14 protein-coding genes and 1 pseudogene are annotated in these 13,581 nt (G+C 72.8%); 11 read left to right on the forward strand and 4 right to left on the reverse strand.

Annotated elements, in window-relative coordinates:
- Nucleotides 1–139: 139 nt before the first annotated feature.
- Nucleotides 140–685, forward strand: a complete 546-nt coding sequence (locus ACQPYA_RS11540; RefSeq protein ID WP_433532601.1) for a TetR/AcrR family transcriptional regulator — start codon at nt 140–142, stop codon at nt 683–685.
- Here ACQPYA_RS11540 and ACQPYA_RS11545 read toward each other — a convergent pair.
- Genes ACQPYA_RS11545 through ACQPYA_RS11560 form a run of 4 tightly spaced genes read right to left on the reverse strand, consistent with a single transcriptional unit; the run spans nt 682 to nt 3,700 of the window.
- Nucleotides 682–1,188 carry a hypothetical protein gene (locus ACQPYA_RS11545; protein ID WP_433532602.1) on the reverse strand — a complete coding sequence of 169 codons (507 nt, stop codon included), beginning with the start codon at nt 1,186–1,188 and terminating at the stop codon, nt 682–684. The genes ACQPYA_RS11540 and ACQPYA_RS11545 overlap by 4 nt on opposite strands.
- 55 nt (nt 1,189–1,243) lie before the next feature.
- The gene (locus ACQPYA_RS11550; RefSeq protein WP_433532603.1) at nt 1,244–1,987 is read right to left on the reverse strand and encodes an amino acid ABC transporter ATP-binding protein; all 744 of its coding nucleotides are present in this window, start codon (nt 1,985–1,987) and stop codon (nt 1,244–1,246) included.
- Nucleotide 1,988: 1 nt separating this feature from the next.
- A complete protein-coding gene (locus tag ACQPYA_RS11555; RefSeq protein ID WP_433532604.1) occupies nt 1,989–2,837 on the reverse strand; it encodes an amino acid ABC transporter permease in 849 nt (282 codons plus the stop codon).
- On the reverse strand, nt 2,834–3,700 hold the full coding sequence (locus tag ACQPYA_RS11560; protein ID WP_433532605.1) for an ABC transporter substrate-binding protein: 867 nt from the start codon (nt 3,698–3,700) through the stop codon (nt 2,834–2,836). The genes ACQPYA_RS11555 and ACQPYA_RS11560 overlap by 4 nt, the downstream gene beginning before the upstream one ends.
- 139 nt (nt 3,701–3,839) lie before the next feature.
- Between ACQPYA_RS11560 and ACQPYA_RS11565 the strand changes: the two genes are divergently transcribed.
- The 10 genes and pseudogenes from ACQPYA_RS11565 to pheT all read left to right on the forward strand — a co-directional run bounded on the left by ACQPYA_RS11565 (nt 3,840) and on the right by pheT (nt 13,493).
- Nucleotides 3,840–4,103, forward strand: a complete 264-nt coding sequence (locus ACQPYA_RS11565; RefSeq protein WP_433532606.1) for a phosphoribosyl-ATP diphosphatase — start codon at nt 3,840–3,842, stop codon at nt 4,101–4,103.
- 44 nt (nt 4,104–4,147) lie between these two features.
- Nucleotides 4,148–4,993 carry an ATP phosphoribosyltransferase gene (gene hisG / locus ACQPYA_RS11570; RefSeq protein ID WP_433532607.1) on the forward strand — a complete coding sequence of 282 codons (846 nt, stop codon included), beginning with the start codon at nt 4,148–4,150 and terminating at the stop codon, nt 4,991–4,993.
- Nucleotides 4,990–6,159 carry a DMT family transporter gene (locus tag ACQPYA_RS11575; protein WP_433532608.1) on the forward strand — a complete coding sequence of 390 codons (1,170 nt, stop codon included), beginning with the start codon at nt 4,990–4,992 and terminating at the stop codon, nt 6,157–6,159. The genes hisG and ACQPYA_RS11575 overlap by 4 nt, the downstream gene beginning before the upstream one ends.
- Before the next feature lie 53 nt (nt 6,160–6,212).
- Nucleotides 6,213–6,686, forward strand: coding sequence for a PH domain-containing protein (locus tag ACQPYA_RS11580; protein WP_433533474.1), 474 nt, complete (start codon nt 6,213–6,215; stop codon nt 6,684–6,686).
- Nucleotides 6,687–7,303: 617 nt separating this feature from the next.
- The gene (infC, locus tag ACQPYA_RS11585) at nt 7,304–7,939 is read left to right on the forward strand and encodes a translation initiation factor IF-3 (RefSeq protein WP_433532609.1); all 636 of its coding nucleotides are present in this window, start codon (nt 7,304–7,306) and stop codon (nt 7,937–7,939) included.
- A gap of 20 nt (nt 7,940–7,959) precedes the next feature.
- Entirely contained in the window at nt 7,960–8,154 is a 195-nt protein-coding gene (gene rpmI, locus ACQPYA_RS11590) for a 50S ribosomal protein L35 (protein WP_111212973.1), read from the forward strand.
- Nucleotides 8,155–8,186: 32 nt separating this feature from the next.
- The gene (rplT, locus tag ACQPYA_RS11595) at nt 8,187–8,579 is read left to right on the forward strand and encodes a 50S ribosomal protein L20 (RefSeq protein ID WP_433532610.1); all 393 of its coding nucleotides are present in this window, start codon (nt 8,187–8,189) and stop codon (nt 8,577–8,579) included.
- Nucleotides 8,580–8,649: 70 nt separating this feature from the next.
- A pseudogene (locus ACQPYA_RS11600) lies at nt 8,650–9,444 on the forward strand (TrmH family RNA methyltransferase); the annotation flags it as partial.
- Between the two features lie 345 nt (nt 9,445–9,789).
- Nucleotides 9,790–10,878 carry a phenylalanine--tRNA ligase subunit alpha gene (gene pheS / locus ACQPYA_RS11605; RefSeq protein ID WP_433532611.1) on the forward strand — a complete coding sequence of 363 codons (1,089 nt, stop codon included), beginning with the start codon at nt 9,790–9,792 and terminating at the stop codon, nt 10,876–10,878.
- A gap of 35 nt (nt 10,879–10,913) precedes the next feature.
- A complete protein-coding gene (gene pheT / locus ACQPYA_RS11610; protein ID WP_433532612.1) occupies nt 10,914–13,493 on the forward strand; it encodes a phenylalanine--tRNA ligase subunit beta in 2,580 nt (859 codons plus the stop codon).
- Nucleotides 13,494–13,581 lie beyond the last annotated feature (88 nt).

A 13,581-nucleotide genomic window follows, 5' to 3' on the forward strand; every position in this document is an offset into this window, starting at 1 on the left:
ACCGGCCCGCTGATCGCCTTGGAGGTATGCCATGCCCGACCGGGACCCGCGGGGGATCCGACCCGCCCGGCAGGAGGGTTCACCGAAGCGGGGACCGTACGCCAAGGGGCTTGCGCGGCGGCAGCAGATCATCGACGAGGTGCTGGCGGTCTACGACCGGCTGGGCTTCGAGGGCACCTCGCTGCGAGCCATCGGAGAAGCGATCGGCGTGACGCATCCGGTGCTCAAACACCACTTCGGCACCCGCGAAGAGCTCTTCATCGAGGTGCTCCGGGAGCACGACCGCCGCTTCCTCGACGCCCCGGACGACGCAGACGGCACCTTCGTCGACCTGATCCAGGGATCGGCCGAGCACAGCATGCGGGTGCCAGGGCTGATGGCGCTGCTGAACAGCATGGTGGCGCACGCGCTGGAGGCCGGCAACGACCGCTCGCGGGCGCACTTCTCCGAGCGGTACGCCGACCTGCGGCGAAGAATCGTGACCCTCCTCGAGCAGGGCCGGGCGGCGGGCAGCGTCCGGTCCGACATCCCTCTGGACGAAGCGGCTTCGCTCGTCCTCGCAGCGGCCGACGGCCTCAGCACCCAGTGGCTGCTCGACCAGGGCGCTGACCTCAAGAGCGGCTTGTTGCTGCTGCAACGCCTCCTCGAACCACCTGGCCGACAAGCGGGTCAAACCGATGCTTAGACGCTGTTTGCCGCGGCGTAGAGCGCGTGCCACAGGGCCGCGCTCAGGGCGCCGCTTGAGATGGCTGCGGTGAACAGCATCGGCCATGAGCGCCAGAGGCGATGCGCCGTGGCCAGCCAGGCCAGGACGACGATCGGAAGCACGATCTTGACGAGTTGCCCGACCACCACGCCTCGGAAGAACTCCGCGTGGTGCGGGTCGGTCACGGTCAACAGCTGCCAGGGTGGTGCCAGCACCAGGGCCTGCCAGCCCTCGCCCGCCAGAAGGCCGCATAGCGCGCCCGCGGCCAGCGCCGAGGTCGACGCTCTGCCGACACGCACGATATGGCCGAGCAGGCCGAGAACCGGGCCCGCGACGAGGGATCCGGTCAGCCACAGCGCCGTCATGATGGCAACCGAGCGGAGCCCCAGCAGGTCAGCCGACGTGCCGTCGTCCAGGGTGCCCCCACTCCAGCGGCGGCCGACCATCAGCACGAGCAGGTAATAGAGCAGCGTGGCCAGCACCAACAGCGCGGTGGCACCGCCGACCGCTCGTTTCGCCGTGGCACCGGTGTGGCTGTCAGAGGCGGCCGGCCTCGATGATCCGGGCCAGGAACTGGCGGGTACGCGGCTGGGTCGGCGCGCCGAACACCCGCTCGGGCGGGCCGGCCTCGACCACCCGACCGCCGTCGAGGAAGCACACCTGGTCGGCGACGTCACGGGCGAAGCTCATCTCGTGGGTGGCCAGCACCATGGTCATGCCGTCGGACTTGAGGCCCCGGATCATGGTCAGCACCTCGCCGACCAACTCCGGGTCCAGCGCCGAGGTGACCTCGTCGAGCAGCAGCAGCCGGGGCGAGTTGGCGAGCGCCCGGACGATCGCCACCCGCTGCTGCTGGCCGCCGGAGAGCCGGTCCGGGAAGGCGTCGGCCTTCGCGCCCAACCCCACCCGGTCGAGCAGCTCCCGGGCGCGCGCCTCGGCCTCGGCCCGGGAACGCCGGTGCACCCGGCGCGGGGCGAGGGTGACGTTGTCCAGCACGCTCAGGTGCGGGAAGAGGTTGTACGACTGGAAGACCATGCCGATGCGGCGGCGTACCTTGTCCGGGTCGACGCCGGGGGCGGAGATCTCCTCGCCGTCCAGCTCGATGGTCCCGTCGTGCAGCTCTTCGAGAAGGTTGACGCAGCGCAGCAGGGTCGACTTGCCCGAGCCGGACGCCCCGATCAGCGCGACCACCTGGTGCTCGGCCACGGTCAGGTCGAGCCCGTCGAGGACGGCCTGCCCGCCGAACTCCTTGCGCAGCCCCCGGCAGCGTAGGACGTCCATCTCAGCCTCCGGACTGGCGTCGGGCCGCGCGCAGCGTCACCTGGTCGGTGACCGCGATCAGCGGGATGGCGAGCAGCACGAAGAGCACCCCGGCCACGATGTACGGCGTGTAGTTGAAGGTCTGGGCGGTGGCGATCTGCGCGGCCCGTACCGCGTCGATCGGCCCGGCCAGGGAGACCAGGCCGACGTCCTTCTGCAACGCCACCACGTCGTTGAGCAGGGGCGGTGCCACCCGCCGGACGGCCTGCGGCAGCACCACGTGCCGCATGGTCTGCCGGTAGGTCAGCCCCAGCGAGCGGGCCGCCGCGAGCTGGCTGGGATGCACCGACTCGATGCCGGCGCGGAACACCTCCGCCAGGTAGCCGCCGTAGGTGAGCACCAGCGCCAACCCGCCCAGCACCAGCACCGGCGGCATGCCCTGCAACCGCAGGCCGGGCACGCCGAGGGTGAGCAGGTAGAGCACGATGATCAACGGCAGGCCGCGGAAGGTGTAGGTGTAGCCGGCGGCGAGCGCCCGGATCGGGAAGAAGACCGGCCCGCGCAGCGTCCGCAGGACCGCGATCAGCAGGCCGAGCAGCAGCGCCCCGATCGCGCAGCAGACCAGCAGCCGGACGTTGAGCCAGAGCCCGGTCAGCACCCGGGGCAACGCGTCCCGGGCGATCTCCGGGTCCAGGAACGACTCGCGTACCCGGTCCCAGCCCGGTGCTCCGGTGACCGCGAACGCCAGCAGCGTGCCGATCGCCGCCGTGGAGGCGGCGGCGATCAGCACGCTCAGCACGGTCTGCCGGCGGCGGTACGCGGTCCTCGCCCGCTGCGCGGGCGAGGGATCGTGGTGCAGTGCGGTGCTCACGTGAGTTCGGGTGCTCCCGCGACCTGGGCGAGCCACTGCTGCTCCAACTGCTTGAGCACACCGTCGGCGGAGAGCTGGCCGACCGCTTCGCTGACGCAGCCGGTCAGCGGCGAGTCCTTGTCCAGCAGCAGCCCGAACGCCTCCGGGGTGCCCACCTGCGGCAGTTGCCCGACGATCACCGCGTCCTCGATCTCGGCGGCGGTGATGTAGAACGCGGTGGGCAGGTCCACCACCAGGCCGTCGAGCTGGCCGTTCTGTAGGGCCTTCTTCGCGTCGTCGTTGCTGTTGTAGACCTGCGGCTCGACCGTGGGCTTGATCACGTCGGTGATCGCCTGGTAGCTGGTCGTGCCGACCTGGGCGCCGAGCTTGGCCCCGCGCAGGTCGGCCAGGGCCGTCTTTCCGGCGATCTTGGAGGACTTCAGCGCGATGACGGTCTGCCGCACCAGGTAGTACGGCGCGGAGAAGTCGACCGCCTGCTTGCGCTCCTCGGTGACCGAGAACTGGTTGATGTCGAAGTCGAAGTTCTTGGGGCCGGGCGCGATCGCGGAGTCGAACTTCACCCGTGTCCAGACGACGTCGTCCCGGGCGTAGCCGAGCTTCTCGGCGACCGCGTAGGCCACCGCGGACTCGAAGCCCTCGCCGTTGTCGGGTTTGTCGTCGACGAACCACGGCTGGTACGCCGGCTCGTCGGTGGCGATGGTGAGCTTGCCGGGCGTACGGGTGCCCAGGTTCTCCTTCGCGCAGGCAGCGGCGCCGCTGGCGGAGGGCCGGGGGGCGGGCTCGTCCTGCGGGGCGCAGGCGGCGACCGCGAGCAGAACTGCGCCGGCGGTGGCGAACGTGAGCGTGCGTGGGGTCCTGACCATGGCGGACAGCGTACGACCACCATCGGCCGGCACCGAAGCGGTGTCCCACCATGTTGGTAGGGAATGCTGGTCCCGCCCACCGGTCAGCACCGGACCCGGTGCGCGCCGCGACCGAGGGCGACTGCGAGAATCTGTCTCCGTGAAGACGTTCGAGGAGTTGTTCGCGGAGCTGCAGGCCAAGGCCGCCGCCGGCGCCCCGGGCTCGGGCACGGTCGCCGCGCTGGAGAAGGGCGTGCACTTCATCGGCAAGAAGGTCGTCGAGGAGGCGGCCGAGTCGTGGATGGCCGCCGAGCACGAGGGGCCCGAGCGTACCGCCGAGGAGATCTCCCAGCTGCTCTACCAGGTCCAGGTGCTGATGCTGGCCAGTGGTCTCGGCCTGAAGGACGTCTACCGACATCTGTGAGTGCCCCGCCGTCGACCTCAAACCGATCGAAGGAGCACTCCGTCATGCTGCGTGTCGCCGTACCGAACAAGGGCGCGCTGGCCGAGTCGGCCGCCCAGATGCTGCGCGAGGCGGGCTACCGCCAGCGCACCGACCCCAAGGACCTGGTCTGCCGGGACCAGCCCAACGACCTCGAATTCTTCTACCTGCGGCCGAAGGACATCGCCACCTACGTCGGCTCCGGTGACCTGGACGTCGGCATCACCGGCCGGGACCTGCTGATCGACTCCGGTGCGCCGGCCGAGGAGGTCGTCGACCTGAACTTCGGCCGGGCCACCTTCCGCTTCGCCGCCCGGCCCGACGACGTCGACGACGTACGGGAGCTGGGTGGACACCGGATCGCCACCGCGTACCCGGGGCTGGTCGAGCGGCACCTCACCGAACTGGGTGTCAAGGCCGACGTGATCCGCCTCGACGGCGCGGTGGAGAACGCCATCCGGCTCGGCGTCGCCGACGTGGTCGCCGACGTGGTCGAGACCGGGGCCACCCTGCGCCAGGCCGGCCTGGTGGTCTTCGGCGATCCGCTGCTGCAATCCTCGGCGGTGCTGGTACGCCGGGCCGGCGCCGAGCCCCACCCGCAGGCCGAGCAGCTGCTGCGGCGGCTGCACGGGGTGCTGGTGGCCCGCCGCTACGTGATGCTCGCCTACGACGTGCCGGCCGGCCTGCTGGACCAGGCCAGCTCGTTGACCCCGGGCATCGAGTCGCCCACCGTCTCCCCGCTGCACCGCGAGGGCTGGGTGGCGGTGCAGGCCATGGTGCTCCGCGACGACGTCCACCGGATCATGGACGAGCTGTACGAGCTGGGCGCCCGGGCGATCCTGGTCACCAACATCCACGCCTGCCGGCTGTGAGAGACCGCCCGTCGCTGAGGCCGCCGCCGGTCGCGATCGCCCTGGCCCTGGTCGCGCTCGGCGGGACGGCCTCGGCGGCGCAGGGCGCGGTCAACGCCGAACTCGGGCAGCGGGTCGGCAACGCCACCCTGGGCGCGGTCGTCAACAACCTCGGCGGGACCCTGCTGATCCTGCTCGGGCTGCTGGCGCTGCCCTCGATGCGGACCGGGCTGGCCGCCCTGCGGCGGGCCCGCCTGCCCTGGTGGTCGTACCTGGGCGGGTTGGGCGGGGCGGCCATCGTGGTGCTCGGCGCGTACGCCGTACCGGTGCTCGGGGTCGCGGTGTTCACCATCGCCCAGGTCGCCGGCGGCAGCCTCGGCGGGCTGGCCTCGGACCGGGCCGGCCTCGCCCCGGTGGGCCGGTTGCCGCTGACCACGCCCAGGATCGCCGGGGCGCTGCTCGGGGTGGTCGCGGTGGCCCTGGCCCAGGTCGGCCACGCCGTCGGTGACCTGGCCGTCGGCGTGCTCCTGCTCGCGGTGGCCGGCGGGATCGGGGTCGCGTTGCAGGCCGCGCTCAACGGCCGGATCTCCGCCGCCGGCTCGGCCAGCGCCGCGGTCGCGGTGAACTTCGTCGTCAGTACGCCGGTGGTGCTGCTCGTCGCGGCGCTGGCCGGCGCGTTCAACGCTCCGCCGGCACGCTGGCCCGAGGGCTGGCACCTCTACACCGGCGGGCTGCTCGGCGTCGGCATCGTGGCCAGCCTGGTGATCGGGGTACGCGCGGCGGGCGTGCTGCGTACCGGCCTGGCCCTGGTCGGCGGGCAGCTCGGCGGCGCCCTGCTGCTGGACGTGCTGCTGCCGGCGGGGCCCGGCGCCCGGCTCCCGGTGCTGGCCGGCGCGCTGCTCATCCTGCTCGCCGTCCTGGTCGCCGGCCGCAGCCCCGGCCCGCCCACCGCCACCGCGCCTGCGGCGGTCCCGCCCACCGCCACCCCGCCCACCGGCATCTCCCGGCCTGCTCGCGCCGCCGCGTCCCCGCCGGCCGGCACCACCGCGCCTGCTGGCACCGCTGCGCCCACCGTGAATCCGCCCGCTGGCACCGCTGCGGCGGCCGGCGCGAGCCCGCTCGGCGGTACCGACGTCCGTGTGGCGCCGGACGGCCCGGCGGGGCCGGATGGCAAACTGGTGCCATGAGTGAGCGGAGGGAAACCGCGCAGCCGAGTGCCGGTGTGAGCGAACGTGAGCGAGTGACCGGCACCGGGCTGATTCGTCTGCGACCCCAGCGCATCCGGTTGGTCTGCTGGGTCTCGGCGGCCGTGCTGCTGGTGCTGTTCGCCGTGATCGCCACCACGCTGACCGGTCCCACCGGTAACGGCTACGGCACCTTCCAACGCGGTGACCAGCTTGCCATGATCGGGCTCGGCGTCCTCTTCGCCCTTGGTGCCCTGCTCTTCACCCGCCCCCGGGTCGAGGCGGACGAACGGGGCGTGCGGGTCCGCAACATCATCGGTTCGTACGAGCTGCCCTGGGAGGTGGTCCGGGGCATCCGGTTCGACCGGGGCGCCCCCTGGGCCGCCCTGGAGCTGCACGACGACGACCTGTTGCCGGTGGTCGCGCTTCAGGCCGCCGACAAGCAGCTCGCCGTCGACGGGGTCCGCGCCCTGCGCCGCCTACACCAGGCGCACCTGAGCGCACTGACCGACCGCCCCGCCGGCCACTGACCCCCGCCGGTCAGTGACCCTCGCCGGCCTACTAACCCTCGCCCGCTACCCCGCCGGTCGCCGGTCGAGCGTCAGTTGCCGCATCTCGCGCGCCCGTTCGGTCGGCCCAGCAGATCTTGGACGCTTCCCGTTCTTGAAGAACGGGAAGCGTCCAAGATCTTGCTGGAGGTAGCCGCAGGGGCGGAAAAGGGGCCGGGCACCCCCCGCGGCGGCCCGGCGCCTGTTCCTCGGGTGAGGCGGGACTTCCGCAAGGCGTCGGGGCCGTCGGCGGGAACGAACGGCCTTGCCGGGCTCGATGCGGCGGGTCCGGTTTGGGGGCGGAGTTACCGAGGGTGTAGTGTTGTCGAGTCGACCAGGCTGTCCGCAACGCGGGTGGCCGTGAAAGTGGGGCGCCCTGCTCCCACCCGAGTCGCCGACTGCGGCGGCCGGGTCCGGTCCCCGGTTCCGGGCGTGTCCCGGTTCCGGATGCGCGATCCTGTGATCGTGTCGACCGGTCGAGCGGGCCCTGGCATGCGCCGGGGCCTTCTGCTTTCCGGGTTGGTTCCCAACCGGGAGCCGCCGGGTCGGCCACGCATGAAGAACCGACTCGAGGAGGCCCCATCAGCGTCGAACCACGCGTGAACGAGCAGATCCGGGCACGTGAGGTCCGACTGGTCGGCCCCGAGGGTGAGCAGGTGGGCATCGTCCCGCTGGAGCGCGCCCTTCAGCTGGCCGCGGACGTCGATCTGGACCTGGTCGAGGTTGCGCCGATGGCGCGCCCGCCGGTGTGCAAGCTCATGGACTTCGGCAAGTTCAAGTATGAGAGCGCACTGAAGGCGCGCGAAGCGCGGCGTAACCAGCAGCAGACCGTCATCAAGGAGATGAAGCTCCGGCCGAAGATCGATCCGCACGACTACGAGACCAAGAAGGGTCACGTGGTGCGGTTCCTCAAGGCCGGCGACAAGGTCAAGGTGACGATCATGTTCCGCGGTCGCGAGCAGAGCCGCCCGGAGCTGGGTTACCGGCTCCTGCGCCGGCTGGAGAGCGAGATCTCGGAGCTGGGGTACGTCGAGGCCGCTCCGAAGCAGGACGGTCGAAACATGATCATGGTGCTCGCGCCGCACCGCGCCACCAAGGCCGCCGCGGTCGCCGCGGTCGCCTCCCGGGGCGGGGCGCCCCGGGACCGGGCTGCGGAGGATTCCGTCGGCCCGGAGGCCGGCGAGACCGCAGCAGCCGGTGACACCGGCACCGTCGCCGACAACAGCGGCGAGTAACAGGGGAGAAGACGTTCCACATGCCGAAGATGAAGAGCCACACGGGGACGGGCAAGCGGGTCCGCGTGACCGGCAAGGGCAAGATCATGAAGCAGCAGGCCGGTCTGCGCCACAACCTGGAGAAGAAGCCCTCCACCCGTACCCGCCGGCTGACGGGCCTGGTCGAAGCGGCCAAGTCCGACGTCAAGCGCCTCAAGAAGCTGCTCGGCCGCTGACGCGCGCCACCTGAGTCCAAGAAGGAGTTGAGATGGCACGCGTCAAGCGGGCTGTGAACGCCCAGAAGAAGCGCCGTACCCTGCTGGAGACCGCGAGCGGCTACCGCGGTCAGCGCTCCCGGCTGTACCGCAAGGCCAAGGAGCAGGTGCTGCACTCGATGCAGTACGCCTACCGGGACCGTCGCGACCGCAAGGGCGACTTCCGGCAGCTGTGGATCCAGCGGATCAACGCGGGTGCCCGGGCCAACGGGATGACCTACAACCGCCTGATCCAGGGCCTGCGGCTGGCCGGCATCGAGGTCGACCGCAAGATCCTGGCCGACCTGGCCGTGCACGACGCTCCCGCCTTCGCGGCGATCGTGGAGCTGGCCCGGGCTGCGGTGCAGGCCGAGGGGACCGGCGGCGCGGCGGCCCAGGCCGCCTGATCTCCGCATCGCGCAGCGAGGCGTCCCTCGACGACGGGGGACGCCTCGCGCGTGTCGCGGTGAGGACATCATGCCCTTCACGCCGCGTACGCCCAGGGTGGTCGCCGCCCGCCGGCTCCAGCGCCGTCGCGACCGTGAGGCCACCGGCCGGTTCCTGGCCGAGGGGCCGCAGGCGGTCCGCGAGGCGCTGAGCCGCCCCCGCACCGTGCTGGAGCTCTTCGGCACCCCCGCCGCCCTCGACCGGTACGCCGACCTCGCGGCGACCGCCGCCAGCGACGACGTACCCGTCTCCGAGGTGACCGACGAGGCCCTCGCCGCGCTCGCCGAGACCGTCGCCCCGCAGGGCCTGGTCGCCGTCTGCCAGCACGTCGACGTGCCGTTGGAGATGGCGCTGGCCCGCGCTCCCCGGCTGGTCGCCGTGCTGGCCGGGATCCGGGACCCGGGCAACGCCGGCACCGTGCTGCGCACCGCCGACGCGGCCGGCGCCGCCCTGGTGGTCTTCGCCGGTGACGCGGTCGACCCGTACAACGGGAAATGCGTGCGGTCCTCCGCGGGCAGCCTGTTCCACGTCGACGTGGTCCGCGACCGTGACCCGGCCGGCGTGGTCGCCACCGTGCGGGCCGCCGGGCTGGCCGTGCTCGCCGCGACCGGGCACGGCGAGGAGGACCTCGACGAGCTGGCCGACGCCGGCCGGCTCGCCGCGCCCACCGCCTGGCTCTTCGGTTCCGAGGCGCACGGCCTCCCCGACGAGCTGGCCGAGGCCGCCGACGCCCGGGTCCGGGTGCCGTTGCACGGGCGGGCCGAGAGCCTCAACCTAGCTGCGGCTGCGGCGGTCTGCCTGTACGCTTCAGCGAGAGCGCAGCGCTGACCGCGCACACCCTTCGGGAGCGCGACGGGAACAACAGCGAGCGAACGAGCAGCAGCGCCGGAACAACAGCGCGGAGACAACAGCGCGAAACAGGACAGCGTCCCAGCGGGACGGCCCCGGCCGGGCGGGCAGGACGGCCCGGCAGGACAGCACGAGGAGAGCGTCCCCGATGGTGAACGCGCCATGGCGTTCGTTTAGCCAGCCCGCCGGTGTCGGCGGGCAGCGGGTCTGACCTGCTCTCCACGCGACCTCCACCGGCGGGCTGCGGCGCAGCCGCGCGTCCGTAGACTCGCCTAGCCGCCCGTGAGGGCTGGCGCCGCCGTGAGGGAGTGCCCGTACGCCATGAGCTATCGCAACGATCCGTACGACCCGAAGCAGGTCGCCCTGCTCGACCCGGCCGCCCTGGCCGAGGCCGTGACCGAGGCCGAGAAGGCGTTCGCCGCCGCCGGTGACCCCGACGCGCTGGCCGTGGTGCGCCCGGCGCACCTCGGTGACCGGGCCCCGGTCTCACTGGCCCGCCGGGAGATCGGCGCGCTGCCGCCGGCCGCGAAGGCCGACGCCGGCAAGCGGGTCAACGAGACCCGCCGCGCCATCGAGCAGGCGTACGCCGCCCGCGCCGAGGTGCTGGAGCGGGAGCAGGCCGAGCGGGTGCTGGTCGCCGAGCGCGTCGACGTGACGCTGCCCTACGACCGCCGGCCGCGGGGCTCCCGGCACCCGATCACGGTGCTGATGGAGCAGATCAGCGACCTGTTCATCGGCATGGGCTACGAGGTGGCCGAGGGGCCCGAGGTCGAGCTGGAGTGGACCAACTTCGACGCGCTCAACATCCCGCCGGACCACCCGGCCCGCGGCCTGATGGACACCTTCCACATCGCACCGGCCGACGCCTCCGGCGACCCGGCGGGGTCGGGGCTGGTCCTTCGCACCCACACCTCGCCGGTGCAGGCGCGCACCATGCTGGCCCGCAAGCCCCCCATCTACGTGGTGGTGCCGGGGCGGGTCTACCGCACCGACGAGTTGGATGCCACCCACTCCCCGGTCTTCTACCAGGTGGAGGGCCTGGTGGTGGACAAGGGCATCACGATGGCCCACCTGCGCGGCACGCTCGACCACTTCGCCCGGGCGATGTTCGGCGAGGGCGCGAAGACCCGCTTCCGGCCGCACTACTTCCCGTTCACCGAGCCGTCGGCGGAGTTCGACGTGTGGTTCCCGGAGCACCGCAAGGGCCCGCAGTGGGTCGAGTGGGGCGGCTGCGGCATGGTCAACCCGCGGGTGCTGCGGGCCTGTGGCATCGACCCGGAGGTCTACTCCGGGTTCGCCTTCGGCATGGGCATCGACCGCACCGTGATGTTCCGGCACGGGGTGGGCGACATGCGGGATCTGGTCGAGGGCGACGTCCGGTTCACCCGGGCGTTCGGGCACGGGGCGTAGTGCGGGCGCGAGTTACGGAGACGGTGGTCTGAGTCATGCGAGTTTCTGTCAGTTGGCTGCGGGAGTACGTCGATCTCCCGGCCGACCTGCCCGCCGGTGAGCTGGAGCGGGCCCTGGTCGACCTCGGCATCGAGGTCGAGTCCATCGTGGACCTCGCCGGCACGGTGACCGGGCAGCTGGTGGTCGGCGAGGTCCTTGAGATCGAGGAGCTGACCGGCTTCAAGAAGCCGATCCGGTTCTGCCGGGTGGACGTGGGCGCCGCCAACGGCACCGGCGAGCCGCAGGAGATCGTCTGCGGGGCGCGCAACTTCGCCCCGGGCGACCGGGTCGTGGTCATCCTGCCCGGCGGGGTGCTGCCGGGCGGCTTCGCCATCGGTGCCCGCAAGACGTACGGGCACAACTCCAACGGCATGATCTGCTCCGCCAAGGAGCTGGGCCTGGGTGACGACCACTCCGGCATCATCGTGCTGCCGCCGGACACCCCGGCGAAGCCCGGCGACGACGCCCGGCCCGTCGTCGGTCTCGACGACATCGTGGTCGAGGCGGAGATCACCCCGGACCGGGGGTACGCGATGAGCGTCCGCGGCCTGGCCCGGGAGCTGTCGCACGTCCTGGCGGTGCCGTTCCGCGATCCGGGGCTGGTCCCCGCGCCGGCCGGCACGGCCGTCCCGGCGTACCCGGTCGAGGTGCGCGACCCGGTCGGCTGCGACCGCTTCGCGGCCCGGCTGGTGCGCGGTGTCGACCCGGCGACGCCGACGCCGAGCTGGATGCGGCAGCGGTTGACCGTCGCCGGGATCCGCAGCATCTCGCTGCCCGTCGACATCACCAACTATGTGATGCTCGAACTGGGCCAGCCGATGCACGCCTTCGACGCCGACCGCATCGCCGGCCCGCTGGTGGTCCGCCGGGCGGCGCCGGGCGAGAAGCTGACCACCCTCGACGGGGTGACCCGCGCGCTCGCGCCGGAGGACATGGTCATCGCCGACGCCGGGCTGCCGAACCCGCTCGCCGGTTCCGGCGACGGCGTGCCGATCTCGCTCGCCGCCGTGATGGGCGGCGAGACCAGCGAGGTCGTGCCGGGCACCGTCAACGTGCTCTTCGAGGCCGCGCACTGGGATCCGGCGATGGTCGGGCGGACCGCCCGCCGGCACAAGCTGTTCAGCGAGGCGGCGAAGCGCTGGGAGCGGGGCGTCGACCCGGCCCTGCCGCTGGTCGCGTTGGAACGGGCGGTGCGGCTGCTGGTCGAGCACGCGGGCGGCGCCGCCGGCGACGAGGTGCTGGACATCGACCACGTCCGGCGGCGTACGCCGGTCGTGCTCCCGGTCGAGCTGCCCAGCCGGCGGGTCGGGGTGGACTACCCGCCGGCCCGGGTGGTCGCCCTGCTGGAGCAGGTCGGCTGCACCGTGGCCCGGAGCGCCGACCGGCTGGCCGAGGAGCCGGGCGAGGTGGGCATCGCCGCCGCCGACGGCGAGGCGCTCAGCGTCACCCCGCCGAGCTGGCGGCCCGACCTGACCGACCCGGCCGACCTGGTCGAGGAGGTGGTCCGCCTCGACGGGTACGAGAAGGTGCCGTCACTGCTGCCGACCGCGCCCCCCGGCCGGGGGCTGACCTGGCCGCAGCGACGCAACCGGGCGGTCTCCCGCTCGCTGGCCGAGCGGGGCTACGTCGAGGTGCTGGCGCACCCGTTCGTCTCCGCCGACCTGGCCGACCAGCTCGGCCTGCCCGCCGACGACCCGCGCCGCCCGGCGGTGCGGCTGGCCAATCCGCTGTCGGAGGAGGAGCCGCTGCTGCGCACCATGCTGCTCGGCCCGCTGCTCGGCATCGTGAAGCGCAACCTCGGTCGGGGTTTGCGCGACCTGGCCCTCTACGAGATCGGCATGGTCTTCCACCCGCGCCCGGGTGCCGGCCGCCCACCGGCGATGGGCGTCGACCGGCGACCCAGCGACGCGGAGTTCGCCGCCGCCGACGCGGTGGTCCCGCACCAGCCCCGGCACGTCGCCGTCGTGTTGACCGGCGACATCGAGCCGGCCGGCTGGTGGGGCGCCGGGCGGCCGGCCGGCTGGGCCGATGCCGTCGAGGCCGGCCGCGCGGTCCTCGCCGCCGCCGGGCTCGCCGAGCGGCAGATCGAGGTGCGGGCCGCCGCGTACGCTCCCTGGCACCCCGGCCGCTGCGCCGAGTTGCTGGTCGACGGGGCGGTGGTCGGCCACGCCGGCGAACTGCACCCGGCGGTCGTCGCGGCGCTGGAACTGCCCCGGCGTACCAGCGCCATGGAGCTGGACCTGGACGCGTTGCCGGTGGCCCCGGTGGCGCCCGCGCCCATGGTCTCCGGCTACCCGCCGGCGCTGATCGACGTGGCGCTCGTGGTGGCGGACTCGGTCCCCGCCCAGGCGGTGCAACAGGCGCTCACCGAGGGCGCCGGCGAGCTGCTGGAATCGGTGCGCCTGTTCGACGTGTACGCCTCGGAGCAACTGGGCGCCGGCCGCAAGTCGCTGGCGTACAAGCTCACCTTCCGCGCGCCGGACCGCACCCTCACCGTCGAGGAGGCCGTCGCCGCCCGCGACGCCGCCGTGGCCCGCGCCGCCGCCCGCCACAACGCCACCCTCCGCGGCACCTGAGGTGTAAGGAAGGGCCCCCTCTTAACGCCTCGTGCATAGGAGGGGGCCCTTCTTAACGCGCGTCAGCGCTCACGGCGCGTCGGCGCTC

This window comes from Micromonospora sp. CA-263727 (genome assembly GCF_050942455.1).
Lineage (GTDB): Bacteria > Actinomycetota > Actinomycetes > Mycobacteriales > Micromonosporaceae > Micromonospora.

Bases quoted from the DNA above. Each gene is read 5' to 3' on its own strand.
- ACQPYA_RS11550 (WP_433532603.1), bottom strand. From the start codon at position 1,987: ATGGACGTCCTACGCTGCCGGGGGCTGCGCAAGGAGTTCGGCGGGCAG.
- ACQPYA_RS11560 (WP_433532605.1), bottom strand. From the start codon at position 3,700: ATGGTCAGGACCCCACGCACGCTCACGTTCGCCACCGCCGGCGCAGTT.
- hisG (WP_433532607.1), top strand. From the start codon at position 4,148: ATGCTGCGTGTCGCCGTACCGAACAAGGGCGCGCTGGCCGAGTCGGCC.
- rpmI (WP_111212973.1), top strand. From the start codon at position 7,960: ATGCCGAAGATGAAGAGCCACACGGGGACGGGCAAGCGGGTCCGCGTG.
- rplT (WP_433532610.1), top strand. From the start codon at position 8,187: ATGGCACGCGTCAAGCGGGCTGTGAACGCCCAGAAGAAGCGCCGTACC.
- pheS (WP_433532611.1), top strand. From the start codon at position 9,790: ATGAGCTATCGCAACGATCCGTACGACCCGAAGCAGGTCGCCCTGCTC.
- pheT (WP_433532612.1), top strand. From the start codon at position 10,914: ATGCGAGTTTCTGTCAGTTGGCTGCGGGAGTACGTCGATCTCCCGGCC.